The organism is Subtercola frigoramans (genome assembly GCF_016907385.1).
In the GTDB taxonomy this organism is placed as follows: Bacteria; Actinomycetota; Actinomycetes; order Actinomycetales; family Microbacteriaceae; genus Subtercola; species Subtercola frigoramans.
On sequence record NZ_JAFBBU010000001.1, the window covers coordinates 143,660 to 169,862 of the forward strand.

The window sequence follows — 26,203 nt, forward strand, 5'->3', positions numbered from 1 at the left end:
CTGTCGCGCAGTGACGGCGTCACACGTACCGTCACTGCGCGTCCCAGGCCTACTGCACGTGCACGGTCACGGTCACCGGATCACTGTGTGCTCCCTGCGGCCCGCCGAGGCGATATCGGAAGGTATCGTCGCCGTGGAACCCCGCGTGCGGTGTGTACCGGATGCTCCCATCGGCATTCACCTGCACGTCGCCGTTCGCGGGCGGGTTACCTGCCTCGACCATCCAGCCCTCGCGCCCGGCGGGGAACACATCGTTCGCCGTCAACCCGGTGCCTGCACCAGCAACGTTCAAAGAGCCGCCGCTGGTCACCGTGAATTCGTCGGCGACCGCGGTGGCCGGGGGTGCGATTTTCACGGCAATCGCGCTGGGCGCACTCGTGCGGCCAGCCGAATCAATCGCGACCACGTAGGCCGTGTCGTCCCCGCTGTAACTGGTGTCTCTGGCTCGGTAGAACAGTGCACCGCTGGGTTTGACCGTGAGCTGACCGTGGGCCTCGGGGTGGTAGACATCGCTGAGTCGCGAACCGGCCGCAACGGAACACGAGAGTGCATCGAGCTGCACCTGTGCCGCGCGATTCTGCACGACGGCATTGCCGGTGCACACCGGAGCATCCGGCTGGATCGTCACGGTGTCGGTCTTGGCCGGTGCGTCATTCACCGAAGACAAGACACTCGCGGTGTTGCTCGTGCCCGAGAGCCTGAAGTGCAGAGAGAGTGACCTGATGTCACCCACGTTCATGAACGATCCCTTGTAGGTGATCGTCGTTCCGTCGAGCGACCCCGACCGCACCCAGCCCGCGGGAACGGCCGCCTCAGACGCGTTTGCCAGGCCATTCACGTTGAGCTTCACCGTCGGCGTACCCGCGGATGTCGCCCGCAGAGTCACGCCGTAGGTCACGTCAGCTCCCGCCGCTGGCGCGTGCCCTGGCGTGATGAAACTTGTCGTGTCCATCGACCCGTTGAAGGGCGAAACCCGTCCGTGGGAGAGGTTGTAGCTTGCTCCAACGGCATGAGAGCCGACAAGTCCGTGCACGGAGGCTATCGAGACCAGGTCGGCTGACGAATTCGGGGTCGGCTTTGCCGTGACAAGGAACGTGAAGACTCCCGATGAGTTCGCTGCCATGGGGTCGACCACGCACCGAAGTGCCAGCCCACTCGCGCTCGGGCAGGAACCACCGGGCGGCATCGCCGCGACCTTGGTGACGGTGAACGCCGATTCGTCGACTTCGAGGCTCAACGGTCTCGCGGTCGAGTGGGTGTTCTTCACCTCCACGCTGTAGGTGAACTCGTTCGTTCCCCCTGCGACGGGAGTGAGGCTGGCGCTGGAGACCGGCGGTTCGCTCGAATGTGCCGGTGGAGTGCTTGTGGGTGAGGGGCTGGGGGTTGCCGTCGGCGAAGGGCCGACGACATATTCATCGACGTCGACATTGTTCGTGTCGATCAGGGATTGGAGCCATCCTGTTCGGTTCAGGCAGTCGAGCTGCCACTTGACCATCAGCCCGTTGCCGAGGGAGAAGTCCCTGATCGTGATGGTGTCGCGGCCGCCGGTGTCGCCGTCGCCGTTGAGGTCGAAGATGTCGCGTTGGGCGAAGAACTTGCCGTCTCGGTAGTAGTACGTCGACGCGGTTCCGTTGGCTTAGGAATATGACTCTGCCGTGACCGTGCCTCTGGCGTAGAGCTCCTCGGGCATCGACGGCGCTTCATTGACGCAGTACGACGACATCGTGCCCGGCGCAACGGCGCCTCCTGGCATGAAGGCACTGCTGAACCCGCCGGGGCCGGCCGTGCTGACGAACCCGCCACGGGTGCCTACCTGGCAATCGATGCCGTTGCGCGCAGCGTAGTCGCCCAGTCCCGGCGTGTAGGCGCAGTCGATCGAGAGAGCAGAGGCCGTGGTCGCCGGAATCACCACCAACCCGCTCATGACGGCAAGCGCCGCGAGTGCCGAAACAAGAAGTCGTCGCCTGCGCCGCCTCCGGCCCGGTGTGTGGTGAGCCCCCAGGCCATCGATGCTGACAGGTGACGACACGTTTCAGTCCTTTCAATCATGAGAAAACGTCAGCATACATCATCCTGGATCACGCAGGGTGCAGAATGAGCATGTGCCAACCTTCAACGACGAACACGGCGTCACCATCACGTACTACGAGTGGCTCATCGCAAACCCCCGCGCGATCATCCAGATCTCTCACGGCCTCGGCGAGTATGCCGAGCGCTACGACCAGATCGCGCGCGAGCTGAACGCAGCCGGCTACTCGGTCTACGCCAACGACCACCGCGGCCACGGCCAGACGGGTCTCGACCAGTACCGCGGCGACCACACCCAACTCGGCCATCTCGGCGCAGGGGGCCTGCGCGCCACAATCGCGGGCATCCGGCAGTTCACCGAGATCATCAGGGCCAAACACCCCGGCATGCCGATCGTGCTGCTGGCCCAGAGCTGGGGATCGCTCATGGTGCAGAAGCTCCTCAACGCCTCGTCTGCCGGGTACGCGGGCGCGGTGCTGGTGGGCACGGCCTACCGGATGCCCGGCTCAATGGACGGCGGAGACCTCAGCAGGCGCCACCGGCCACCCGGCGGCGGGGGAACCGGTTACGAATGGCTGAGTCGTGACGTGGCCGTGCAGACGAAAGCCGCTGCCGATGAACTCATGTTCGAGGCGAAGGTGCTCAAGCTGTTCGGGCTGGCGGACGGCTTGCGGCTCTTCGGACGCCCGGCGAAGTCGTTCGCCACCGACATCCCGATCCTCATCCTCGCGGGCACCGACGACATCCTCGGCGGGGAGCGCAGCGTGCAGAAGCTGGCTGATGCGTACCGCAAGGCCCAGTTGCACGACGTGACCGTCAAGCTGTATCCGGATGCCCGGCACGAGGTTCTGCGCGAGACGAACCGCGACGAAGTGCTCGGCGACCTGATCGCGTGGCTCGACCAGCGTCTCGTGGTGCCGACCTCGCGCTGACTCACTCGCCCTGCTTCTGTCCGCGACACGCGGCCGCTCGGCAGTCACGGCGACCCTGGGCCCACCGCCGCAGGTGACTTCGGGCGGAGCACGCGCCACATCCCCGCCCCATGGACGGCGCGTGGGCTGTGCTCCGCCCAAGGTCCCGATCCCTGCCGGTCCTGTCTCTACACCCACCGACGTACCCGCGCGCGGGCCCCCGCTCACGACTTCTGGTCGTTGGTTAGGCTTGAGTCCTGCATGCGCGCTGGAGCTGTGGCGATTGCATCGCAATCGCGCGACGCCAGCGCCGGCGGGGCTGTGCCTCGACGTGCAACGTGGGAATGAACAACCGATTGTTAGGGAATCAAGTGCACGGAGAATACAAAGTCCCGGGTGGCAAGCTCGTCGTCGTCGACCTCGACGTGGTCGACGGAGCCTTCGCCGACTTTCGGCTGGCCGGCGACTTCTTTCTCGAACCCGACAGCGCGCTTGCTGACATCGATGACGCCGTGAACGGCCTCTCTGCCGAGAGCGATGCCGCGTCGATCGCCGCAGCCATCAAGGCCGCGCTGCCGAAGGATGCCACGCTGCTGGGTTTCTCGCCGGAGGGCGTTGCGGTGGCGATTCGGCGTTCGCTTGCCAAGGCGACGAGCTGGCGCGACTACGACTGGCAGATCATCCATTCGAAGGCCGTGCCGCCTGTGATGCAGATGGCGTTGGACGAGGTGCTGGCCGTCGAAGTGGGGGAGGGCCGTCGCGCACCCACACTGCGCATTTGGGAATGGGATTCACCGGCCGTTGTCATCGGCAGCTTCCAGTCGCTGAAGAACGAGGTCGACCCCGAGAACGCCGCAAAGTACGGCTTCGACGTGGTTCGTCGGGTCAGCGGTGGCGGGGCCATGTTCATGGAGGCCGGATCGGTCGTCACCTACTCGATCTACGCTCCGGCCGACCTGGTGCAGGGCCTCAGCTTCGCCGACTCGTACGCCTTTCTCGACGAGTGGGTTCTGGTCGCCCTCAAGTCGCTCGGCATCGACGCGAGCTACGTTCCGTTGAACGACATCGCCAGCCCGACCGGCAAGATCGGCGGGGCCGCTCAGAAGCGGCTTGGCAACGGTGCAGTGCTTCACCACGTGACCATGAGCTACGACATCGATGGCGAGAAAATGGTGCAGGTGCTGCGCATCGGCCGCGAGAAGATGAGCGACAAGGGCACCAAATCGGCAGCCAAGCGAGTCGACCCACTGCGCAGCCAGACCGGGCTGAGTCGCGCCGAGATCATCGACCGCATGAAGGCGACGTTCACCTCGCTCTACGGCGCGACGCCCGGCGATATCACCGACGACGAGTACGCCAAGGCCCAGCAGCTCGTCGACGAGAAGTTCAGCACGAGGGAGTGGATCGAGCGCGTTCCGTGACGCCCGATGACTGGTCGCGCAGACGCCGCCGATTGAGTAGTCGCGTAGTCGCCGCCGGTTGAGTAGTCGCGTAGCGACGCCGCCGGTTGAGTAGTCGCGTAGCGACGTATCGAAACCCGCCCCGAACCCGGGTTTCGACACGCCAGCAAGCGGGCTACTCAACCAGCGGGGCGGTCATTCAGCGAGTGAGGCAACCAGCTTGTCAGCCGCGCTCGACCAGTTCGTGGTACTCGGGGTGGGTGTCGATCCAGTCCGCAACAAACGGGCACTGCGCAACAACCTTCAGCGTGGTGGACGTTCGCACATCATCCAGGGCAGCCTTGACGAGCGTGCTGGCGAGGCCCCCCTGCCGTTTCGCCGGGTCGACCTCGGTGTGCGTGAAGACGATTTCGTCGCCCTGGATGCGGTAGTCGGCGAGGCCGGCCTCCCGATCATCCACCAGCAGCATGTAACGGTTCTTGTCGGGCTCGTGCTTTGTTTCGGTACTCATGATCTGATCGAGGCTACAGCCCTGCTCCTGCACAGTGCCACCGATTGACGCGCTGCTGTCACAATGAGAACATGCCCGTCTCGCCGCTCTCCCCGAACGCACAGCGCGAGCTGGGGGCGCCGGCAGACGCGGTTCGGGGTCCGGATGATCGGCCCGAGTCGGCACCGACGAATCCCAACCGTGTGCTCCACGCCGACAACCTCGAGGTGCTCCCGGCCCTCGCCGACGCCTCTTTCACGCTGATCTACCTCGACCCGCCCTTCAACACGGGGCGCGTGCAGCGGCGCCAGGGAACAACCGCCGTCCGGGCATCCGCCGGCACCGGCACCATCACCGGTTTCAAGGGCAACAGCTACGAGCGGATCAAGGGCGACCTGCTGCGGTACGACGACGTCTTCGAGAACTACTGGGAGTTCCTCGAGCCGCGCCTGCTCGAGGCGTGGCGGCTGCTCGCCGACGACGGCACGCTGTACCTGCACCTCGACTACCGCGAGGCGCACTATGCGAAAGTGCTGCTCGACGCGTTGTTCGGCCGCGAGAGTTTTCTGAACGAGATCATCTGGGCGTACGACTACGGCGCGAAGTCGAAGTCGAAGTGGCCGACGAAGCACGACACGATCCTGGTCTACGTGAAGAACCCCGAGACGTACTACTTCAACTCGGAGGAGGTCGATCGAGAGCCGTACATGGCTCCGGGCCTCGTCTCGGCCGAGAAGGTCGCGCGCGGCAAGCTGCCGACCGACGTCTGGTGGCACACGATCGTCTCGCCCACCGGGAAGGAGAAGACGGGGTACCCCACGCAGAAGCCCGAGGGCGTGCTGCGCCGCATCGTGCAGGCGTCCACCCGCCAGGGCGACTGGGTGCTCGACTTCTTCGCCGGCAGCGGCACCACCGGGGCCGTCGCCGCGTCGCTCGGGCGCAACTTCGTGCTCATCGACCAGAACCCCGAGGCGATCGCCGTCATGCGCAAACGCCTCCCTGCAGCCACCGTCTTCGAGTAGCCGCCGACCTGCTCGCGTCCCGGCCTCTGAACTTCACGGGTGCGCGCAATCGTCCCGAAAGGCTGGGGCTTGGGGACGTTTCCGCGCACCGAGCGATGAGTGTGAGTTTCGAGTCTGTGAGGCGATCGCTGCCGACAACCCCGAGCATCCTGTCGGCCGACACGTGCACCGCGCGGGTGTGCAAAAACGTCCCCAAAACGTGAGTCTTGGGGACGTTTTCGCGCACCTGAAGTGGCGCGTCCGAGGTCAGGCGTGGCGTGGTGCGTCTGGGCCGGTGGCTGCGGCGACGGCGGGGGCCGCGTCCGGGTCGAGCTGCTCGCTCGAGGTGCCGGGTTCGATCATGGCGCCGGTGAGGTTGGCCGCAGCGAGGGCTTCGGCCGCCAGCACATCGTCGCGGGCATCCAGATCGCTTGCCTCCTGCATGGCCGACTTCGCACGCAGCGGGGGAGCCTTGAGGAAGAGGGCCAGCACGAAGGCCACCAGGATGACGGCGAGCGTGATCCAGAAGACCGAGGCGATCGCGTAGGAGAAGCCGCTGAGGAACGGGTACGCCAGGCGCGGGTCGATGACGCTCAGGAAGGCGGTGTCGCCGTTGAGCGCAGAGCCGATCGCCGCGACATCCTGGTTCTGGATCCAGCCGAGCACCTGCGTGTTCGCCGGGTTGCCCGTCACGGCCGGGTCGGTCGCCGCTGCGGCGATGCCCTGTTGCGTCGACGTCCAGCTGAACGCGTCGGCGACGGTCGTGGGCAGGCGAGTGAAGATGAACGAGAAGACGACCGCGGTGCCCAGCGTTCCACCGATCTGCCGGAAGAAGGTCGACGCGCTCGTCGCCACGCCGATGTCGCGCGGGCCGACCGAGTTCTGCGACGCGATGGTGAGCGTCTGCATCATCTGCCCGAGGCCCAGGCCGATCATGAACATCGCGATCATCACGAAGTACAGGGGCTTGTCGACGGTGAGGTACGTCATCAGGTAGAAGCCGACGGCCATGAACGCGGTGCCCATGACCGGGAATTTCTTGTACCGGCCGGTGCGAGCGATCATCTGCCCGCTCACGATCGACGAGATCATGAGCCCGAGAATCATCGGCAGCATCAGGAAGCCCGACTCGGTGGGCGTGCGGCCCTGAACGATCTGCAGGTAGAGCGGAATCGTCATCATGGCACCGAACATGCCGAAACCGACGAGAACACCGAGCACGGTCGCCATCGAGAAAGTGGATGATCTGAAGAGCTTCAGCGGAATGAGTGCGTCATCGCCCATCCGGCGCTCGGCGACGATGAACGCGGCGATGCCGACGGCCGAGAGCACGTAGCAGAGCCATGCGCCGGCAGAACCCCAGCCCCACTCGCGGCCCTGCTCGGCGACGAGGAGCAGCGGAACGAGCGCGAGCACGACCATGGCCGCGCCCCACCAGTCGATGCGAACCGTGCGCTTCGTGTGGGGCAGGTGCAGGAACTTCAGCACGACAGCGAGGGCGACGATTCCGATCGGCAGGTTGATCAGGAAGACCCAGCGCCACCCAGTGATACCGAGAATCTCGTTCGACCCGGCGAGCAGGCCGCCGAGCAGCGGGCCGATGACGCTGGCGATACCGAACGTGGCCAGAAAATAGCCCTGGTACTTGGCGCGCTCACGCGGGGCGAGCATATCGCCCATGATCGCGAGAGGCAGCGCCATCAGGCCACCGGCACCGAGGCCCTGGATGCCGCGGAAGACCGCCAGCTCGTACATCGACGTCGAGATGCCGGCCAGCAGCGAGCCCACCAGAAAGATGGTGATCGCGATGATGAACAGCGGTCGACGTCCGAAGATGTCGGAGAGCTTGCCGTAGATCGGCGTGCTGATCGTCGACATGATCAGGTAGGCCGTCGTCACCCAGGCCTGCAGGCTCAGGCCGTGCAGGTCGTCGGAGATGGTGCGCATCGAGGTGCCGACGATGGTCTGGTCGAGGGCGGCGAGGAACATGCCCGCCATCAACGCGAAGATGATGACCATGATCTGCCGGTGCGACATGACGCCGCCGGCATCCTTGATCGATTGGGCCCGGGCTTTGCCGGAAGTGCTGGCGCGAGACATGAAATTCCTCTGAAAGGGAGTGCGTGAGTGCGGGAGGGAGCTGCCGAAGAAAGTTTGCGTAGACTGCAAAGTTACACCTCATGAAAGACTCGTGCAACCCGAGGACTGCCTGCCTTCGCGCGCATGATTTTCTCTGCTCCCCCTTTCGGGGCACACATGTAATTCATAGATGCGAATGATGTTCTGGAGATATGCCTTCTCGTCGTGCCGTACTTTTCTATGCCGGTGGCTCCAGCCTGATGGCCGTCGTCGGGGGTGTTGCCCTGCGCGCAACCGCAGAAGACGCGCGCCTCTCGGCAACCCCGAGCCCCACGCCCACTCCCGTGCCTGCGGTGACCGACGCGAGCGTCGTCTCCGGTCCGCTCCTCGGCGGGGCATCGGTTGTGCTCTCGGGCTCCGATCTGGGCAAGACGGTGTCGGTGCTCTTCGGTGGCGTGCCTGCGGAGTCGTTCTCGCTGGTGGGTGAATCACAGATCAGCGTGGTCACACCCGCGGCCGCCGACTACCAGCCGGCAACTGTCTCGATCACGCTCGCGCAGTCCGACGGCACCACCGTCGACGCTGCCCCGCAGTTCACTTACGAGGCAGTCACTGGAGTCGACCGCCAACTCCAGTACGCCTTCACGTATTGGCAGAACTACAACCTCGACGAGTGGGGCAGGTTCCCCGACAACGACTGCGGCAACTTCGTGAACCAGACCCTGCTCGCCCGCGGCTGGGAGCAGAACGACGACTGGTACAGCGACTACGCGACGACAGGTGACTACAGCTACAGCTGGATCCGCGGCAACGAGATGGACGACTACCTCGCCTCCCGGCCCGACACCACCCGACTCGAGCTGAGCGACCGGGCCAAGGTGAAGGGCGGCGATGTCGTCATGTTCGACTGGGATCCCCAGAACGGAAACGGGGTCGACCACACGATGCTCGTCTCGGGGGTGCTCACCAATGCCGATGGCAGCACCTCGATCAAGCTGGTCGGGCACACCGTCGATGCGCAGTTCCGTGACCTCGACGAAGCTATCACCGTGAGCAACCCGGGGGGCACGGCGCACTTCTTCAGCATCGCTGCGTGAGAGAAATCGCCGTCGTCGGCGTCACAATCGCCAGCCCTGAGCACCTATTAGCTGGCTAGTGGCACAGTCGACCGCTTTACACTTGGCGAGTGGCAACCGACAACCCGCAGGCTCCGGATGATCGTGCCCCCGCACCCCGGCGGCGCGACGCCCGCTCTGCGAGCCGTTCCCCCGAAAGCCCCGGCTCGCCAGAAGCCCGGCGAGCCCTTGTCAGGCGCCGCGTCATCGCCGTCTCGACCATCGTGATCGTCTTGTCGTTGTTCGTCGGCGGCACCGTCGCGGCCGTGCTCATCGCTGCCCCGCGCATCCTGCCGCCCGTGGCGAACGTCGCCGGCACGACAACCACAGTCGCATCGCCCGGTGCAACGTCGGATGCGCCTGCCCCTGCAGTTTCACCCGTGACGCCGGCGTCACCCTCACCCTCAGCCGCCCCGTTCACGCCGCCTCCACCGCCAGGCTTCGACAAGACCCAGCTGTCGATCGACGACCCGAACAGCTACTGGTTCGTTGTGAACAAGCAGCGCCCGATCCCCGATGCCGAGAATTTCGTGCCGAACGAGCTCACCGACCTGCCGCCTGACATGCCCAACCCGAACGGGTACCAACTGCGGCTCACGCCGATGGCGGCTCTGGCTGCCATGTTCGCCGCCGACAAGAATGAGGTCGGCACGCAGCTCGTGGCGCAAAGTGGGTACCGCGATTACAGCGTGCAGGTGAGGGCGTACCAGTACTACGTAGGGGTCGACGGCGTCGCCGGCGCAGACAAAACCAGCGCCCGCCCCGGGTTCAGCGAGCACCAGACCGGCCTCGCTATGGACATTCTCGACACGACCAGCGGGTGCACGACGGACTTCGACTGCTTCGGCAAGACCGCCTCGGGCAAGTGGCTGGCCGCCAACGCCTACCGCTTCGGCTACATTCTGCGGTACCCCGCCGACAAGACCGCCATCACGGGCTACGAGTACGAGCCCTGGCACTTCCGCTACGTCGGGACGGAGCTCTCCAACGAAATGCACAACACCGGAGTCGAGACGCTCGAAGAGTTCTTCGGCCTCCCCGCTGCTCCCGACTACGGCGGCTGAGCGACGGCCGTGAGCGCCGGTCAGGGTCTACCCACCCCGGCTGCCGCACGTGAGTCGGTTGTGCCGAACTGAGTCGGGTGTGCCGGCCTCATCGCGGCGCCGGCGACTCACTCTCCGTGGTGAAGGTCGGCGCGCAGGCGTGTCGCGCCGCGGCCGCGGGTTGAGCGGTAGTCAACCCGCACCGGTAAGGGGCTACTCACATTGGCCGCCGCCCGTGAGCCGATGGCGCCGCAGTGAGACAGGTGTAGCGGACTCATTGCGGCGCGGGCGACTCACTTCTCGCGTGAGCCGTGGGCGCGAGGGTCTGGGGCCGCCGCCGCAGCCGCAGTCTCGGCTAGGCGCCGAGAGCGCCGTCGACGATGAGCTTGGCCTCGGCCTGCACCTGCTTCAGGTGTTCGGCCCCGAGGAACGACTCAGCGTAGATCTTGTAGACGTCTTCGGTGCCCGACGGGCGAGCCGCGAACCAGGCGTGCTCGGTGGTCACCTTGACGCCGCCGACTGCCGCGTCGTTGCCGGGTGCCCGTGACAGCTTCGCCGTGATCGGTTCGCCGGCCAGCGAGGTTGCCGGGATCGCATCACCGTCGAGCTTGGCCAGCTCTGCCTTCTGTGCTTTCGTTGCGGCGGCATCGATGCGCTCGTAGACAGGATCGCCGAACTCTGCCACCAGCTCTGCGTAGTGCTGCGACGGCGTCTTACCTGTCACCGCGAGGATCTCCGAGGCGAGCAGCGCGAGGATGATGCCGTCTTTGTCGGTCGTCCACACGCTGCCGTCGAACCGCAGGAACGACGCCCCCGCCGACTCCTCCCCACCGAACGCGACACTACCGTCGATCAGCCCGGGTACGAACCACTTGAATCCGACGGGCACCTCCCAGAGGGTGCGGCCGAGCGAGGTTGCAACCCGGTCGATCATGGAGCTGGAGACGAGCGTCTTGCCGATCGCAGCATCCGCCCGCCAGTCGGTGCGGTGCGTGTAGAGGTACTGGATCGCGACCGCGAGGTAGTGGTTCGGGTTCATGATGCCGGCGTCGGGCGTGACGATGCCATGGCGGTCGGCATCGGCGTCGTTGCCCGTTGATATGTCGTATGCGTCTTTGTTCGCCACGAGCGAGGCCATGGCATAGGGGGAGGAGCAGTCCATGCGGATCTTGCCGTCCCAGTCGAGCGTCATGAACGCCCACTGTGGGTCAACCGTGGTGTTGACCACGTCGAGGTTGAGCCCGTACCGCTCGCCGATCAGCTCCCAGTACTCGACGCTCGCGCCCCCAAGAGGGTCTGCGCCGATGTGGATGCCCGACTCGGCGATCTTCGTCACGTCGATCACCCTCGACAGGTCTGACACGTAGTTCTCGCGGAAGTCGTAGGTGTCTGTCGGAGTCGCCTCACCGCGCTGCACGTCGACGAGCCCGGCCGCGATGATCTCATTGGCCCGGTTCGCAATCCAGCCGGTGGCGTCGGAGTCGGCCGGCCCGCCGTGGGGCGGGTTGTACTTGAAGCCGCCGTCGCGCGGAGGGTTGTGGCTCGGCGTGATCACGATGCCGTCGGCCTGGTCGAAGTGGCCGGCTTCGGCGTGGTTGTAACGAAGGATCGCATGGGAGACAGCAGGCGTGGGAGTCCATGAACCGCGCGAGTCGGTCCAGACGGTGACGCCGTTGGCGTTCAGCACCTCAAGCGCGGTGTCTTCGGCGGGCTTCGACAGCCCGTGGGTGTCGCGACCGATGAAGAGGGGCCCGGTGATGCCCTGCAGGGCCCGGTACTCCACGATCGCCTGAGTGATCGCCAGGATGTGGGTCTCGTTGAACGCGGTGTCGAGCGACGAGCCGCGGTGGCCGCTCGTGCCGAAGATGACCTTCTGCTCGGGATTCGTCACGTCTGGCGTGAGCTCGTAGTAGGCGCTCACCAGAGCATCGATGTCGACCAGGTCTTCGGGGAGGGCTCGCAGCCCGGCGCGCTCATTCATGGCACCAGTCTGGCATCTCCGCCCACCCTCGGCGAGGTCTTGCACTCCCTGTTGAAAAACTTCACCAGGGGGACTGCCTGTGGAGGAGCAGCCGTGCTCATCTCGACGAGCATTCGCTCCTCGGGATCGAGACGGGTCACCAATTCGGGGTCACGAAGTGATGTGGATGACCGCCTGCACCACGTTGCTGTGGGCGCCGGATGCTCCGCCGAGGCGGTAGCGGAAGGTGACGTCGCCGGTGTAGCCGGGCTCCGGCGTGAACGTCAGGGCACCGTCGGCTCGAACATCAAGGGCGCCGTGGGCGGGTGGATACCCGGATTCGACGGACCAGCCGTCTCGCCCGAATGGGAGGGAGTCGTTCGCCATGACGCCGTGCCGGGCATCCATCGTCAGTGTTGTGTCGGGCGCGACCGTGTATTCGTCGGTCACTGCGGTGGCCGCTGGAACAACGGCGACGGTGATCGGTATGGAGTCGCTTCGGTCGCCTCTGCCATCCCTTGCAAAGAGGTAGATGGTGTCGGGGCCGGTGAAGGTTGCATCGTAGCTGCGGTAGGCGAGCTTTCCGTCGGTGAGGGGGACGATCTCGCCATGACTCGCCGTCGCGTCTTCGCCGAGACGAGTGCCTGCGGGAGCGAGGCACGTCACACCCTCGAGTGTTGTGGTGGCACCGGCGCCGGACTGCGCGGGCATGAGTTCCTTGAGCCCCGTGCACGCTGGGGCGGGTGGCACAACGTCGACGTGTTCAGTGGTGCTCGGGCCACCAGCGAGGGTCGCTTTAACGAGGTTGTCGTTCGAATAGACGGTGAAATGCAGCGAGAGCGAGACGATGTCGCCCTCGTTCAAGTAGGGAATGTTGTACCAGATGAGCCGGTGCGCCGCCGAGCCGGTGAGGTCGCCGTGGCGGATCCATTCGCGCGGGACGGATGAGTCGGAGACCGACTCCATGCCGTCGATCACCAGGGTGAGTGCCGCCGTGCCGGCTTTCGTGGCGCGGAGTGTGACCCCGTAGGTGGCACTGTCGCCCGCGACGGCGGTGCGCCCGGGGCTGATGAAGCTGGTGATCACCGATTCGCCGACGATAGTCGCGGGCGGAGAATCGTCGGCCCGAGCGGCCGTTGCGCCACCGAGAGCGAGCATCGCGGACAAGCCGACCGTGGCAACACTTGCGATGAGGCTAGTGGGTGATGCGTGGCGGCCGCGGCCGCGGGTGGTTGTGACACTATTGCCTGTGATTCTGAACATATTCATGGCACATCCTTTTGCGCTCATGGAACAGGCCCCCATCGAGCCTTCTATGAAGAGACTCGACGGAGGCCGATCCATTACGCGACTTCAGAAAATGTGCAAGAGGGGGTAAATGCTTGCCTTCGTTACGGAGTCACGTGCATCGTCACCGTGACCACGCCACTGTGCGAGCCGTTACGGCCGCCCAGGCGATAGCGGAAGGTGTCGTCACCTGTGAAGCCGGCTTTCGGCGTGTACGTCAGCGAACCGTCGGCACGGATGTCGAGCGAACCGTTGGCGGGTGCGTTACCCGCCTCCACGTACCAACCGTCGGGGCCAGCAGCGAACTGGTCGTTCGCGATGACGCCGTGTGCTGCATCCAGCGTCAGGGTCTGGCCCGCGGCGACGGTGAACGTGTCGGCGAGTGCGGTGGCCGGCGGAACGACGTTGATGTCGATGAACGTGGGTTCTGCGCTCTGGCCATTGTCGTTGACGGCCCAGACGGCAGTGCGCGCTTTGCCGGTGAACTTCGGGTCGTCTGCCTTGTAGACCAGAGAACTTCCTCCGACGATGGTCACCACGCCATGGGTGTCAGGGTGCGCGCGAGTCTCGAGGTGCGTGCCTGCAGGAACATGGCAATTTACGTCGTAAAGCGTCGTCTGTTCGCCACCGACGGGGACGACTGCTCCGGTTGCGGGTACGTCACAGGCGGGAGCATCGGGTCGCAGGTCTACTGCGGCGCGAGTTTTCGCCTGCGAGTTGACGTCTGCGTCGATCGCGACGTTCTCGGTGCCGTTGCTCGTGAAGTGCAGTGAGAGTGACTTGATCTCGCCGGCATTCATGTAGGGAACGAGATACTTGACGATCGACGGATTTCCCGTGCCGTAGCGCACCCACGAGTCGGGGACGACAGCTTCTGTCAGACCTTCGACGCCGTGAGTATTCAGAGTCACGACGGCAGAGCCGGACTGGGTCGCGGTCAGTGTGACGCCGTAGGTGACATCGGTACCGGCAGGAAGGGCCGTGAAGCTCTTGCCCGGGCTCACAAAGCTCGTGACGTTCATTGATCCCGCTGGCACCATGTCTGCCGCGGGATCACTTCCGGTGAGGAAGTGTGTGGAGGTGCCGATCATCGTGCCGTCCTTCTTCATCCACACGACATCCGGTTCCTTCAGAAGTCCGGTAGACGTGTCCCAGCGATAGACCGCGGTGGCGATGTACTGCGGGAAAGTGAAGGTGGCAGTGAAACACGAGGATACGCCGAGGAACGCACAGTCAGAGGTTTCGTCCTGGGTCCAGCTCACGACGTCTCCGCGGTAGGCGTACTGCCCCAACTGGTTGACGGTCGCCCCGGGCTTGCCTTGATTCGGTGCCGCCGCGGTGCTCCGGTCGCATACCAGCGAGCCGTTGTCTGCAGTGATGCAGGTGAAACCCGAGTTGCTCTGGGGAAAGAGGCGAGGGTTCTTGAGCGCGTTGAAGGCGCTGAAGTCTTTCGCGTCCGAGTAGTAGGTCTGGTCCCAGCCGAACGTGACTCCGCCTGTCTTGCCGCCACCGAAGGGGTGATAATCACAGCCACTCTCAAGCTGAAGGCCACTACCACCTCCACGCATGCAGGCGAGAGGCTGATGATCTTTGAATGGCCCCGTCAGATCCTTGGCGGAAGCCGCCGTGGCCCCCATCGTGGCCACAAGCCCTGCAGCCAAAAGCAAGGCCATGACCGGCCCCGCAACCTTCTTCGATACTCGCACTGACGTCTCCCTTTGCAATTGGCACCGTACTCGGTGAAGGAACCTTCGAATCGTGTAATCACGTGTTCCTATGAAGAGAGAGTCGGCGGGGCGGTTTCCCTTACGCGGGATGGCAGAATTCCCAGAAAATCTCGCAGCCGTCTCGCAGTAGGCTCGGGGCATGCCAGCCGCACCCCCGCTCACTGACGACACCCCGCGCACCTACAGCTACCTCGGCCCCTCCGGCACCTTCACTGAAGCGGCCCTCGCGCAGGTGCCTGAGGCCGCCGGCCAGACCTGGCGCAGCGTCAACAACGTGGGTGAGGCGCTCGACGACGTCGTGTCGGGCCGCAGCGTGGCCGCGATGATCGCGATCGAGAACTCAGTGGAGGGCGGGGTGAGTGCTACGCAAGACGCGCTGGCGAGCATCCCGAACCTGCGGATCATCGGCGAGTACCTCGTGAAGGTGCAGTTCGCGCTGGTGGCCCGGCCCGGCATCGAGCTCGAAGACGTGCACGTGGTGAACGCGCATCCGGTGGCGTATGCGCAGTGCCGCAACTGGCTCGAGGCGAACCTGCCGACGCACGGGCACATTCCGTCGACGTCGAACGTGGCCAGCGCGCTCAACCTGTTCGACAGCGACCTGGCCGATGCCGCCATCGCCCCGGCGCGCATCGTCTCGCATCACGAGCTGCAGATTCTGGCAGACAACATCGGCGACAATCAGAACGCCGTGACGCGCTTCGTGCTCGTCAGCCGCAGCACCACCCTGCCTGCGCCCACTGGCGCCGACAAGACGAGCATCATCGCCGAGCTGCCGGATGATCGCTCGGGCGCCCTGCTGGAACTGCTGGAGCAGTTCTCCACCCGCGGGGTGAACCTGAGCCTGCTGCAGTCTCGCCCGATCGGCGATGCCCTCGGCCGCTACCGCTTCGTGATCGACGCCGACGGGCACGTTCTGGACGAGCGCGTGGCCGATGCGCTGATGGGACTTCGACGGTTCAGCCCGAACGTCATCTTTCTCGGGTCGTATCCGCGTGCCGACCACGCGCCGGTGGAGTACGTCGACCGTTACGACGACGAGGTGTTCATCGAGGCGCGCGACTGGCTGCGCGGGCTGGTGAGTGGCGAGCCCGAGGCGTAGTTCGGGCCGGGGGAAGCGCAGCTTCGTCAGCATTGGGCCCACGCCACGGCGAGCATCCACTGGATGCCCGCTTTCAGCTCCAGCGCGCGGTTTCGACCAATCGTCGGCCCTGGGGCAAACCGACGCACTATTTGCGGAGGATTGACTGAGGGCCGACGATTGAGTTATTGACGATTGAGTTATTTCTGAGGCGCAGCACCGTCGCTGGTTGAGTAGCGCGGCGAAGCCACGCGCATCGAAAGCCCCGCGCGTTCCGGTTTCGATACGCTGCTACCGCTGCTACTCAACCAGCGTCAGACGCGAACGCGCAGGGCGCCAGGTTCGATCCACATTTCGACCCCGTCGGCCAGGCCGAACTCGTCGCCGTCGAGCTGGATCTCCTGAGGTTCCTCCAGCCTGAGTCGCAGGTCGAGGCCCTTGCGGTAGACCACATCATTGCCCTTCGGCGTGAGCTCGAGCAAACGGCGGCCCGCGGCTGACTTCAACAGCACGCCGTTCTCGAACGTCAGCTTGTTCCAGACCCGCACCCAGCCGAACAGCCCGTGGGGCCGTAGGGCGATGAAGTCGAGCACCCCGTCGTCGAGCTTCGCCTCGGGGATCAGCTCGATCCCCCCGGGCAGCAGCCCGCAGTTGCCCGCCATGACCGAGTGCGCACTGACGCTCCGCCACTTCTCGTTGTCGATACTGACCTTCATCTTGATCGGCCGCAGCTGGGGGAGCGCCCGCATCGTGCCGTCGATGTAAGCCAGCCAGCCGAAGGTCTTCTTCAGCTTGTCATTCGTGTTCGCGATCATCTTGGCGTCGATGCCGAGGCCGGCGATCACCAGGAAGACGTGTGTCGACTCGGCCGCATCCATTCGGTGCACGGTGATGAGCCCGAGATCGATCGACCGGTCGTAGCCCGTGAACATCAGCCCGACAGCCGACTCGAAGTCGAGCGTCAGGTCGAGGTTTCGCGCCAGGAGGTTGCCCGTGCCCGACGCGAGGAGGGCCATCGGCACACCGGTTGCCCTGAGGGATTCGGCGACAGCGCGAACGGTTCCGTCGCCCCCGGCGGCGAGCACCACACTTGCCCCGTCGGCAACCGCTGCCCGCGTCACACCTTGGCCGGCGTCTTCGACGCTCGTCTCGTACCAGCGAGTCTCGCCCCACCCGGCGGCCGCCTCGTGCGAGGTCACCGACTTCTTCAGCCGATCGACATCGACTTTCGTCGGGTTGTAGACGACTGCGGCGCGCTTCACCGCGGCAGTCACCCCGGTCGGTTGCTGAGCGTTGGCCACATTCTCAAACGTAGGGCATCGCAGCCGCCGCATGCATCGAACGCCTTTCGCTCACTCCGGCAGCAGCCTGCTCGCTGCGCGGTCCACCCACCTCGCGCGGCCCTCAGGCGGCAGGCCGGGGCAGTGGGCCGTCCACAGAATCGTCCACACGTCACTCGGCGTGCAGAGTGCACGCGGCAGGCCGCTGTGACTGTTCGCCCGCGCTCCGTCATGAGCGCGCTCACCCTGCGAGCCAGCCGCTTCGCCGAGTGCCACCCCGGGCGCACGCCCTAGGATTGCTTAGGTGATCGATCCAGTACTTCTGCGCGAGAATCCCGAGGCCATCAAGCAGTCGCAAGCAGCCAGGGGTGACTCCGTCGAACTCGTCGACCAGGCGCTCGCCGCCGACGTCGAACGACGCGCGGCCATCACCGACTTCGAGAACCTGCGCGCCTCGCAGAACACCTTCGGCAAGCGCGTCGCCAAGGCCGCTCCCGACGAGAAGAAGGCTCTCGTGGCCGAAGCCCAGTCGCTGGCCGCCGAGGTGAAGGCCGCGGGCCAGAGGGCGACGGATGCTGAGCAGCAGTTCCTCGACCTCGTCGGCTCCATCGCCAACCCCATCCTCCCGGGGGTGCCCTCGGGCGGCGAAGAGAACTTCATCACGCTCCGCGAGGTGGGAACGCGCCCCACCTTCGATTTCGAACCCCGCGACCACGTCGAACTCGGCGAGCTGATCGGCGCCTTCGACCTGCAGCGCGGCGCCAAGGTCAGCGGCGCACGCTTCTACTTTCTCACCGGCATCGGCGCCCGCCTCGAGCTCGCCCTCATGAACCTGGCCTTGCAGAAGGCCATCGACTCGGGCTTCACCCCGATGATCACCCCCACCCTCGTGCGCCCCGAGATCATGCGCGGCACCGGTTTCCTCGGCGAACACGCCGACGAGATCTACTACCTGCCCGCCGACGACCTCTACCTCACCGGCACCAGCGAGGTGGCGCTCGCCGGCTACCACTCCGACGAGATCCTCGACCTCACCGAGGGCCCGTATCGCTACGCCGGCTGGTCGACGTGCTACCGCCGCGAGGCGGGGTCGGGCGGCAAGGATACGCGGGGCATCCTGCGCGTTCACCAGTTCAACAAGCTCGAGATGTTCTCGTACGTTCTGCCCGAAGAGGCCGAGGCCGAGCATCTGAAACTGCTCAGCTACCAGGAAGACCTTCTGACCTCGCTCGGCCTCAACTACCGCGTCATCGATGTTGCCGCTGGCGACCTCGGCTCGAGCGCCGCGCGCAAGTACGACATCGAGGCGTGGGTTCCGACGCAGGGCACCTTCCGCGAGCTCACCTCGACCTCGAACTGCACCACGTACCAGGCACGCCGGTTGGATGCCCGGTACCGCACCGAGTCGGGCAAGACCGCTCCTGTTTCGACCCTCAACGGCACTCTCGCCACCACCCGCTGGATCGTCGCCATCCTCGAGACGCACCAGCGCGCCGACGGTTCGGTGCTCGTGCCCGAGCCGCTTCGCCCGTACCTCGGTGGCCTCGAGGTCATCGAACCGCTGAACGGCCGACGCCCGTGAGTGCCGAAACGTCAGGCTTCAGTGCTGCTGGCGACTTCAGTGCGGGCGACGTCGATGCAGGCGACTTCGACGCGTTGCCCGGGGAGGTGCCGGAAGGCGCAGAGATCCCAGCCGATGCACTTGCTCACGCACCGGGCGCTGCCGGGCGTCCGGTCGACCGCTGGCTCGTCACGCTCGACATTGACGGCACGATTCTGCACGAAGACGGGTCGATCACCCCGGCCGTGATCGACCAGGTTGCCCGTCTCACCGGCCTCGGCCACGAAGTCATGCTCGCCACCGGCCGCTCGGTCGCCGCGACCCTGCCTGTGCTCGACCTGCTCGGCATCACTCCCACGTACGTCGTGTGCTCGAACGGTGCCATCACGCTGCAACGCGACCCGGATGCCCCGCTCGGCTATCGGCGCGAGATCGTCGAGACCTTCAATCCGGCCGCGGTGCTCACCCAGATTCGCTCGCACCTCGCCAAAGCGCACTACGCCGTCGAAGACGAAGAGGGCTACTTTCGCTACACCGGCGATTTCCCGAGCGACTCGATGGGCGTCGGCGGCGAGCAGGTCGCGTTCGAAGACCTCCTGTCGATCGACGCCACCCGCGTGGTCGTCATCTCGCCCGGGCACGACATGGAGGACTTTCTCGCGATCGTCGAGACCATGGGCCTGCACCGCGTCTCGTATTCGGTCGGGTGGACGGCCTGGCTCGACATCGCGCCCGACGGCGTCAACAAGTCGACCGGGCTTGAACGCGTGCGACAACTGCTGGGCATCCCCTCGTCGCGGCTGTTCGCGGTGGGCGACGGGCGCAACGACATCGAGATGTTCGAGTGGGCCGGTGCCGATGGCCGGGCTGTCGCCATGGGCCAGGCTCCCGATGACGTGAAGGCGGCGGCCACCGAGGTGACGTCGTCGGTGCACGCCGACGGGCTCGCGCACGCGCTCGCGACGCTGGGCTAGCCCGGGCGTTTCGTGCTTCTGCCGCGAGTGCGCAGCGCCGTACGTTCGAGCGCGGGCAGAAATACACCCAAATCTGCGCTTATGGGTGTTTTTCTGCCCGCACAACGGCGGCCGGTAGTCAGGCAACGCGCGCGTTCGTGCGGTTGTACCCCCGTCGGGTAGGATCGACTCCTGTCTGCTGGCGTCTGACGCCGCAGGCATGGAGGGCTGTCCGAGTGGCCGATGGAGCCAGTCTTGAAAACTGGTGGGCGGAAACGTCTCGTGAGTTCGAATCTCACGCCCTCCGCATAGTAGTGGGGTATGCGATCCCCGTAATCATGCGGATCTCAGGGGGTGGGACGACCTTGGGATTCATCTCGTGCCCACATTTTGCCCACAACTGATTTACGAGCAGCCTCATTCAGGCCCTCTGCAAGCGTGTCCAGGTCAGCATCAAACAGGTCAGCGTATACGTCTAGAGTCATGGCAGCGGAGGCGTGGCCGAGCATTCGCTGGACCGCTTTGACGTTTCCGCCGGAACTGACTGCGAGACTCGCGGCGGTGTGCCGAAGATCGTGGAGGGTCATGGGTTGAAGCTCAGCTGCTTTGAGAGCGGACTTGAACCATGTCCTGGTTCCACGCGTTGCTCGACGTAAATGCCCACCTTGCTCGCCCGGGAAGACAAGATCGTCTTGCGTCTTACCGCGGAGTTGTTCGCGTAAGGCAGGCTCGAGAAATTCAGGAAAGGCGACGATACGCCGTTTGTGGCTCTTTGGCGTTCCGACAAAGATCTCGGTTCCTACTTCGACGGCATTGACCGACACCCGGATGCGGCGGCGATCGAAATCCACATCGGACGCTCGCATCCCGATCGCTTCTCCCCACCGGAGGCCCGTATAGGCAAGTACGAAGATGAGGGTTTCATAGTCACCCGACTTCGCCGCGAGATCGTGCACCTGTTGATGGGTCAGGTATTGGTGCTCTTTAGCTACTTTCCTTGGAAGGTTGACGCCTCGAGCCGGGTTGGACGGAAGTCGTCTGTCCCTGACGGCTGAGTCCAAGATCGCAGCCAGTACTCCGTATGCCCGGATAACAGTTGTTGCGCCCCGCTTCTTTGAGAGTTCCGAAACCCAGTTTTGGACATCGGTATGACGGACATCTCCAACCGATACGGTGCCCCAAACTGGATTGACGTGCACGCGCCACGCGATCTCAGCGGGTCGGAGGGACGATGGTTTCAAGTGGGTCTGGGTCGCCAGCCACCCGATGCCCAGCTCATTTACGGTGACGCGTGATGCTGATGCCTCGATGTATTCGCCGCGCGCCATAGACATTTCGACTGAGGCAGCGAAAAGCTCCGCTTCGCGTTTGGTTTTGAAACCTCGCTTATCCGTCTGAGACTTGTCCGGCCTTCGATAACGGACCCGATATCGCCTGCCCTCTGCCGTCTGATAGGAGGAGATCGACCCCATCGATTACGCCGCCCAGCCGTCGAGTTCCCATCCTGCTGAGGTCAGGTAGGTCTGGAGTTGGTCGATGCGGCGTTGCACGTTGGTGATGCGTTCGCTGGTTGACTCCCACGCTTGTTCGTTGAGCTGTGTCTCGGTGAGGGGGTCCTCGTTTTCGATCTCGAGGATGCTGCGCAGTCGTGCGCGTTCTTGGAGTTGGGTTTGGAGTTCGCGCATGGCTTGGAGTTCGCCGCGTTCGGCGCGTTCGTCTTTGGTTTTCCATCGGTAGGCGCCGTCGCTTGCTCCGGAGAGCCATGCGTCGAATTCGACTGTTGTCATTTCTGCGATGTCGCTGCTGAGGTTGGGCACGTCGGGTCCGTGGAGCGGCAGTCCGATGGGTGCCAGTAGCACGATAGGTGGTACTCGGAGGGCCGCTGCGATGTTGAGTAGTTGGCTGACGGAGAGTTCCGCTTTGCGGCCGGCTTCGATGTTTTGGATGACTGATTCGCTGAGGGCGTCGAGAGGGATGGCGTCGGCGAGGTCTCGCGCGGTGAGAAGTCCGCGTTGTCGCCTGAGCGCTTTGATGCGTCGGCCGATATCTTTCTCGGTTCGAAAATCTGTCACATGCACAGATTAGCAAACTGAGGCTTGTCAATCTAGGAAGTGATGTGTACTGTGATTTTCACAGAGCAGTTGAATCACAGTTACAAGATTGACAGGTAGATCATGGAAGATGAATTTATTACCCCAGCCGCCGTGAGCACGTTGACCGGCGTCAGCGTTGCCGCGCTCGCTCAACTCCGGTATCGCGGCATCGGGCCGACGTTCTACAAGCCCACCCCCAAAACCGTTCTTTACAAGCGGTCCCAGGTGCTGGCCTGGGTTGAAGCGGCAGCCCAGCAGCGCACTCTGCCACGGACCCGCACGGCGTGACGGACCTCCGGCCACAACAACCGGACCATCGTCGTCGCCGCTGCATCGAGTCGCCCGGCGCCGATATTGGTAAGCGATTCCGCTAGCGCGAAGGAGGCGATGGTGGGACTGTACGCCGCAAAGAACGCCGTCCTCGTCGCAGCCCAGCTCGACCTCGGCCACGCGGCCACGCGCCTGTTCTTACACATGGCGTTGGAGTGCTGGGACGACTGGGATAACCCCGGCGGCATGGCACCCCGACGCTACTTCGCCGGCCGTGAATCGTCGGCTATCGCCCTCGGATTCTTGGCTCCCGACAACGGGTCAGATCGCGCCTTCCAGGTCGTGAAACGCACAGTCAAGGAGCTGCTCACGAAGGGTGCGATCGAGCGAGTGCGATCAGGCCATGCGGGACAGACCGCGGAGTTCGAATTGCTCGTGGACAGCTCGCGCCCACCCGCGGTCCGGAGGCGGCTAAACCCGGTGGTTGACCTCGCTTCTAAGCGTGAGAAGGGGGTCAATTTCTGACCACCACAGAGGGTCACTTTCTGACCCCCTCAGGGTGTCAGTTTCTGACCACCAGTGGGGGTCACCCAGTGACCCCCCTAACAGGAAGAACCAGTAATTAACAAAATTGGACCAGTACGCGAAACGCAGAAGACGCCTGTGGATAACCCACCCCGCAAAGCCGACCGGCTCCTCGCACCTCCCCGGGCGTGGGCTTCCGAGGCGACGCCGTCAACCTCATCGAGATGGCGGAGCATCGACGAGGTACTCGCTGCCTCGACGCCAGATTGCGAGGTCGCCTCGTCGGCCAGAGGGGTTTCCGCGAACGCGGCTCAGAGAATGCAGATGACGGCGTGGAGCGAGGTGCGCATCAGTTCTGCATATCGGGATTTTCGACACGCAGAACCCGCTACCCCCGTTCGGGGGGTTCCCGTGCCTATTCTTTTGCTACTTCCCGGAGCGGGAATAGGTAAAGGAAGTAGTACGGCCTGTTTTTCCCTGTCCCACTGCCACCCCCGCGGAGGCCGCGCTTCCCAACCTCCCGCACTCACCACTGGTTTCATGAGGGAGGTTGGGAAGTAAAGGGCTAACAGTGGGACAGGGAAAAACAGAAGAAGAAAAAGGAAAAAGAAGAGAGAAATAGAAGTAGAAGAAAAAACAAAAAGAAACAAAAACAAAGAACAGAAGTTGGCAGTGAAGTTGTTGTGTGACGGTTTGTGAGGTTCGTGATGGTGCAGGTGACGGAGAGAGACGAGGCCATGTTGGAGTGGCTGACGGTGGTTCGGATCGCAGATATTGAAGGGGTCCGGTGGGCGCTGGGTGCGACGTCTGGTCGGGATCAGCCGGTGACGATCCGGCGGGCGAACCAGTGGGTCACGAGGCTCGCGAAACTGGGATGGGTAGATAGGGCACGTCCGACGTTCCGTGATGGATCGATCATCTGGGCCACTCACCAGGCCATCGGGAAAACACCGCCGAACCTGTTCAAACAGACCACCAGACACGAGGTCGCGGTCGCCCTCGTGTCCGCACGCTACCTTGCTGCCGGGTACGCGTGGCGGCGCGATCGGAAGCCCGCCGGGATGCTCGATCATCAGGTCGACGGGGTCGCCCAGAAGGGTGACCGGGTCGAGCTTGTCGAGGTCGAACTGACTCCGAAAACGTGGCAGCGGTACAAGCAGATTTGCGACAATCACGTGTTCCGTTTGGACCGCGAAAACGTCGCCCGCGTCGCCTACTTCTGCACCGCCGATGCGGCCCGGATCGTGGACCGGGAAGCGGACAAGTTCATCTTCCGAACCGAACGCCACAAGCTCACCGCTGTGACTGCGTTCGACGTGAAAGGGCACTGGATCGCCGGCGACGCTCCCGTCGCCGAGACCGTCGTAACGGCTGGTCCGGAGAGTGTGAGCTCGGTGCTTCAGGGCGCAGCGGGATGGGGTGCACCAGGGCAGGTCGAGCCATGACCGCCACCCAAGCATCACGGTCTCAAACGCAGCAACCCGTCTCCGACCCGGTCACCGACCTCGCGGGTGCTGCCATCAAGGTAGTCGTGGTGGCCCTGATCGTTCTGATCGCGTTACCGCTTCTGATCCCGGTCGGGGCGTCCCGACTGACGGGGGACGTGCTGGCGACGAAGTCACGATTCTGGACCGTCACCCGTTGGCAGTGGCTGATCAACACCCTCGGCATTCTGATCGTGCTCGCCCTCCTGACAGTCGAAGGCATCCTCCTCGCTGGATGGGTCAGCTCGGGCGCTGCTGCGGCGTTCGTGACGGCGGACGGGTGGCAGTGGCAGCTGCTGCCGATGTTCGGGCCGTGGGCCTTGGTGAACTTCCTCTTCGGCGTTCTGCTGCTTCCGGCGGCGTGGTCGCTGAGCCGTCGACGGATCGCCCGGCTCGTTCGAACCAGACGCATCTCGGACGTGGTGCGGCAGGAGCGCATCGAAGCGGCCCGCAAACGCGCCTCCGATAGCAGCGCTGCGAGGCGCATCGGTGTGAAACTCGAAGGTGACACCGGCCGGATCGTCGGTGCCAGCAAGCGCATCACCACCGGGCCGTTGCCGGTCGGTGGGGGCCGTCAGGCGTTCGGGATCGTCAACCGAGTCACCGTGCGAACGTTCGCTGACCGCTTCTACGACGTCCGCCGAGTCAGGGACTGGGTCGACGACACCGGCCGGCACCTTGTCCTCCCGACGACCTCGTCGGCCGTTCGGGCGCTGCTGATCGCAGAGTCCGGCTCCGGCAAGACGGTGCTGATCAACGATCTCGTGCTCTGCGCGCTCGAGTACGGATGGCCCGTTTTCGTCATCGACGCGAAAGGCGACCCGGCCGACGCCGAAGACCTCGTGAACGTTGCCCGCAGCTACGGCCGCACCGCCGTCGCCGGGGGCGTGTGGGATCTGTTCAACGGCACCGCCGACCAGGTCACCGCGAAACTCATGAGGCTGATGCCCGTCCCGGACGGCGCGAACCAGCACTACCTCGACGAGATCCGCGGCGTCCTCCAAGCCGTGCAAGACCAAACCCCAATCCGGTCCGTCCCGGACCTCCGTGACCGGCTCACGAACCCCGCCCCGCACGTCCGGGACCAATACGATCTCGGCATGGTGAACAAGGCCGTCGACCGCGCCACCGGCGCCACCGCAGGCGCCCGCGCCCTGCAGAGTTTGCTGGTTGCGCTTCGCCCGCTGGAGCGGTGGCTCGGTGAGGACGGCTGGTCCTACGACAAACCCAAAGCCGACGTCACCGTTATCCCCCTCACCCCCGTGGACGACGCCCAAGCCCGACTCGGTGACCTGCTGTTGCTCGATCTGCGGAACTTCCTCTCCACCAGGCTCGAACGCCGGGACAAGTACCCGGTCGTCGTGATCGTTGACGAGTTCCCGCAGCTGGTCACCGGTGCGCAGGACCCGGGCGACACCGCCGGGAGCCTGTTCGAGACCGCCCGCAGCGCAGGCGTCGGCCTCGTGCTTGCCACGCAGAGTCCCGCCGGTCTGTCCAACGATGAGGTTCGCAGGCGTCGTGCCTTGACGTCCGGGGCGGCGCTGATCTTTGGTCGGTCCAAGGACCCGGAAGACGTCGTCAAGTACGCCGGCACTGTCATCCGGATGGAATCCTCGGGCCTTGCAACCGGCGAGGAACTCGGCACCGCCCGCGCCCAGCACTCCTACCTCATCCCACCCCAAGACGTCCGAGAAGCGGCCGACGGAGCATTCTGGCTGGTCCAAGGCGGCGCGATCGCACCGTTCCGTGCCCTGCCCAACCGAAAAGTCGACCGGCAACGCGACCCCGTCGTCGACGATGCCGAAGTAGCTGACACGCTCGACCCCGATCAGGCCGCGGACTGAGCAGCTATTTCGAACTGATCTGTGGCTCCCGACGTGTTCGCCGTGAGCCACAGTGCGATGAGTCGTCAGCG

General features: G+C 64.7%; 22 protein-coding genes and 1 tRNA gene. 13 read left to right on the plus strand and 10 right to left on the minus strand.

Going from position 1 to position 26,203, the window contains the following annotated elements:
• Positions 1-49 precede the first annotated feature (49 nt).
• Positions 50-1,495 carry an Ig-like domain-containing protein gene (locus JOE66_RS00705; RefSeq protein ID WP_205106253.1) on the minus strand — a complete coding sequence of 482 codons (1,446 nt, stop codon included), beginning with the start codon at positions 1,493-1,495 and terminating at the stop codon, positions 50-52.
• 141 nt (positions 1,496-1,636) lie between these two features.
• Positions 1,637-2,029 (minus strand): hypothetical protein, encoded by a 393-nt coding sequence (locus JOE66_RS00710; protein ID WP_205106254.1) that lies wholly within the window; start codon positions 2,027-2,029, stop codon positions 1,637-1,639.
• A 73-nt stretch (positions 2,030-2,102) separates the two neighbouring features.
• Here JOE66_RS00710 and JOE66_RS00715 point away from each other — a divergent pair, with 73 nt between their 5' ends.
• Positions 2,103-2,960 carry an alpha/beta fold hydrolase gene (locus JOE66_RS00715; protein WP_205106255.1) on the plus strand — a complete coding sequence of 286 codons (858 nt, stop codon included), beginning with the start codon at positions 2,103-2,105 and terminating at the stop codon, positions 2,958-2,960.
• Positions 2,961-3,310: 350 nt separating this feature from the next.
• On the plus strand, positions 3,311-4,360 hold the full coding sequence (lplAB, locus tag JOE66_RS00720) for a lipoate-protein ligase LplAB (RefSeq protein ID WP_205106256.1): 1,050 nt from the start codon (positions 3,311-3,313) through the stop codon (positions 4,358-4,360).
• A gap of 202 nt (positions 4,361-4,562) precedes the next feature.
• Here the strand turns inward: lplAB and JOE66_RS00725 are convergent, their stop codons facing one another.
• Complete coding sequence (locus tag JOE66_RS00725; RefSeq protein WP_205106257.1) at positions 4,563-4,850, minus strand: GNAT family N-acetyltransferase; 288 nt, start codon at positions 4,848-4,850, stop codon at positions 4,563-4,565.
• 71 nt (positions 4,851-4,921) lie between these two features.
• On the opposite strand from JOE66_RS00725, the gene JOE66_RS00730 reads away from it, so the two are divergent.
• Positions 4,922-5,851 carry a DNA-methyltransferase gene (locus JOE66_RS00730; protein WP_205106258.1) on the plus strand — a complete coding sequence of 310 codons (930 nt, stop codon included), beginning with the start codon at positions 4,922-4,924 and terminating at the stop codon, positions 5,849-5,851.
• A 246-nt stretch (positions 5,852-6,097) separates the two neighbouring features.
• Here JOE66_RS00730 and JOE66_RS00735 read toward each other — a convergent pair whose 3' ends face one another.
• Positions 6,098-7,867 (minus strand): MDR family MFS transporter, encoded by a 1,770-nt coding sequence (locus JOE66_RS00735; protein WP_205111450.1) that lies wholly within the window; start codon positions 7,865-7,867, stop codon positions 6,098-6,100.
• Positions 7,868-8,121: 254 nt separating this feature from the next.
• On the opposite strand from JOE66_RS00735, the gene JOE66_RS00740 reads away from it, so the two are divergent.
• Complete coding sequence (locus JOE66_RS00740) at positions 8,122-9,006, plus strand: amidase domain-containing protein (protein WP_205106259.1); 885 nt, start codon at positions 8,122-8,124, stop codon at positions 9,004-9,006.
• A 620-nt stretch (positions 9,007-9,626) separates the two neighbouring features.
• The gene (locus tag JOE66_RS17740; RefSeq protein ID WP_275576833.1) at positions 9,627-10,088 is read left to right on the plus strand and encodes a M15 family metallopeptidase; all 462 of its coding nucleotides are present in this window, start codon (positions 9,627-9,629) and stop codon (positions 10,086-10,088) included.
• A gap of 334 nt (positions 10,089-10,422) precedes the next feature.
• Here the strand turns inward: JOE66_RS17740 and pgm are convergent, their stop codons facing one another.
• The 3 genes from pgm to JOE66_RS17530 form a co-directional block, all read right to left on the minus strand.
• A complete protein-coding gene (gene pgm, locus JOE66_RS00750) occupies positions 10,423-12,048 on the minus strand; it encodes a phosphoglucomutase (alpha-D-glucose-1,6-bisphosphate-dependent) (RefSeq protein ID WP_205106261.1) in 1,626 nt (541 codons plus the stop codon).
• Positions 12,049-12,198: 150 nt separating this feature from the next.
• A complete protein-coding gene (locus JOE66_RS00755) occupies positions 12,199-13,296 on the minus strand; it encodes an Ig-like domain-containing protein (RefSeq protein WP_205106262.1) in 1,098 nt (365 codons plus the stop codon).
• A 122-nt stretch (positions 13,297-13,418) separates the two neighbouring features.
• Positions 13,419-15,020 carry an Ig-like domain-containing protein gene (locus JOE66_RS17530; RefSeq protein ID WP_205106263.1) on the minus strand — a complete coding sequence of 534 codons (1,602 nt, stop codon included), beginning with the start codon at positions 15,018-15,020 and terminating at the stop codon, positions 13,419-13,421.
• 160 nt (positions 15,021-15,180) lie between these two features.
• Between JOE66_RS17530 and pheA the strand changes: the two genes are divergently transcribed.
• On the plus strand, positions 15,181-16,143 hold the full coding sequence (gene pheA / locus JOE66_RS00765) for a prephenate dehydratase (protein WP_205106264.1): 963 nt from the start codon (positions 15,181-15,183) through the stop codon (positions 16,141-16,143).
• 293 nt (positions 16,144-16,436) lie between these two features.
• Here pheA and JOE66_RS00770 read toward each other — a convergent pair whose 3' ends face one another.
• The gene (locus JOE66_RS00770) at positions 16,437-17,423 is read right to left on the minus strand and encodes a diacylglycerol/lipid kinase family protein (protein WP_307826984.1); all 987 of its coding nucleotides are present in this window, start codon (positions 17,421-17,423) and stop codon (positions 16,437-16,439) included.
• A 283-nt stretch (positions 17,424-17,706) separates the two neighbouring features.
• On the opposite strand from JOE66_RS00770, the gene serS reads away from it, so the two are divergent.
• The 3 genes from serS to JOE66_RS00785 all read left to right on the plus strand — a co-directional run bounded on the left by serS (position 17,707) and on the right by JOE66_RS00785 (position 20,223).
• Complete coding sequence (gene serS, locus JOE66_RS00775; protein ID WP_205106266.1) at positions 17,707-18,984, plus strand: serine--tRNA ligase; 1,278 nt, start codon at positions 17,707-17,709, stop codon at positions 18,982-18,984.
• Positions 18,985-19,088: 104 nt separating this feature from the next.
• Positions 19,089-19,937 carry an HAD-IIB family hydrolase gene (locus JOE66_RS00780; RefSeq protein ID WP_205111452.1) on the plus strand — a complete coding sequence of 283 codons (849 nt, stop codon included), beginning with the start codon at positions 19,089-19,091 and terminating at the stop codon, positions 19,935-19,937.
• 201 nt (positions 19,938-20,138) lie between these two features.
• Positions 20,139-20,223, plus strand: a tRNA-Ser gene (locus JOE66_RS00785).
• A gap of 40 nt (positions 20,224-20,263) precedes the next feature.
• Here JOE66_RS00785 and JOE66_RS00790 read toward each other — a convergent pair.
• Positions 20,264-21,388 carry a site-specific integrase gene (locus tag JOE66_RS00790; protein ID WP_205106267.1) on the minus strand — a complete coding sequence of 375 codons (1,125 nt, stop codon included), beginning with the start codon at positions 21,386-21,388 and terminating at the stop codon, positions 20,264-20,266.
• A 3-nt stretch (positions 21,389-21,391) separates the two neighbouring features.
• Positions 21,392-21,988, minus strand: a complete 597-nt coding sequence (locus JOE66_RS00795) for a helix-turn-helix domain-containing protein (protein ID WP_205106268.1) — start codon at positions 21,986-21,988, stop codon at positions 21,392-21,394.
• A gap of 102 nt (positions 21,989-22,090) precedes the next feature.
• Here JOE66_RS00795 and JOE66_RS00800 point away from each other — a divergent pair, with 102 nt between their 5' ends.
• The 4 genes from JOE66_RS00800 to JOE66_RS00815 all read left to right on the plus strand — a co-directional run bounded on the left by JOE66_RS00800 (position 22,091) and on the right by JOE66_RS00815 (position 26,132).
• Positions 22,091-22,297, plus strand: a complete 207-nt coding sequence (locus JOE66_RS00800) for a helix-turn-helix transcriptional regulator (protein WP_205106269.1) — start codon at positions 22,091-22,093, stop codon at positions 22,295-22,297.
• A gap of 99 nt (positions 22,298-22,396) precedes the next feature.
• The gene (locus tag JOE66_RS00805; RefSeq protein ID WP_205106270.1) at positions 22,397-22,804 is read left to right on the plus strand and encodes a hypothetical protein; all 408 of its coding nucleotides are present in this window, start codon (positions 22,397-22,399) and stop codon (positions 22,802-22,804) included.
• A gap of 716 nt (positions 22,805-23,520) precedes the next feature.
• Positions 23,521-24,249 (plus strand): hypothetical protein, encoded by a 729-nt coding sequence (locus JOE66_RS00810; protein ID WP_205106271.1) that lies wholly within the window; start codon positions 23,521-23,523, stop codon positions 24,247-24,249.
• Positions 24,246-26,132 (plus strand): type IV secretory system conjugative DNA transfer family protein, encoded by a 1,887-nt coding sequence (locus JOE66_RS00815; RefSeq protein ID WP_205106272.1) that lies wholly within the window; start codon positions 24,246-24,248, stop codon positions 26,130-26,132. The genes JOE66_RS00810 and JOE66_RS00815 overlap by 4 nt, the downstream gene beginning before the upstream one ends.
• The last annotated feature ends 71 nt before the right edge of the window (positions 26,133-26,203 follow it).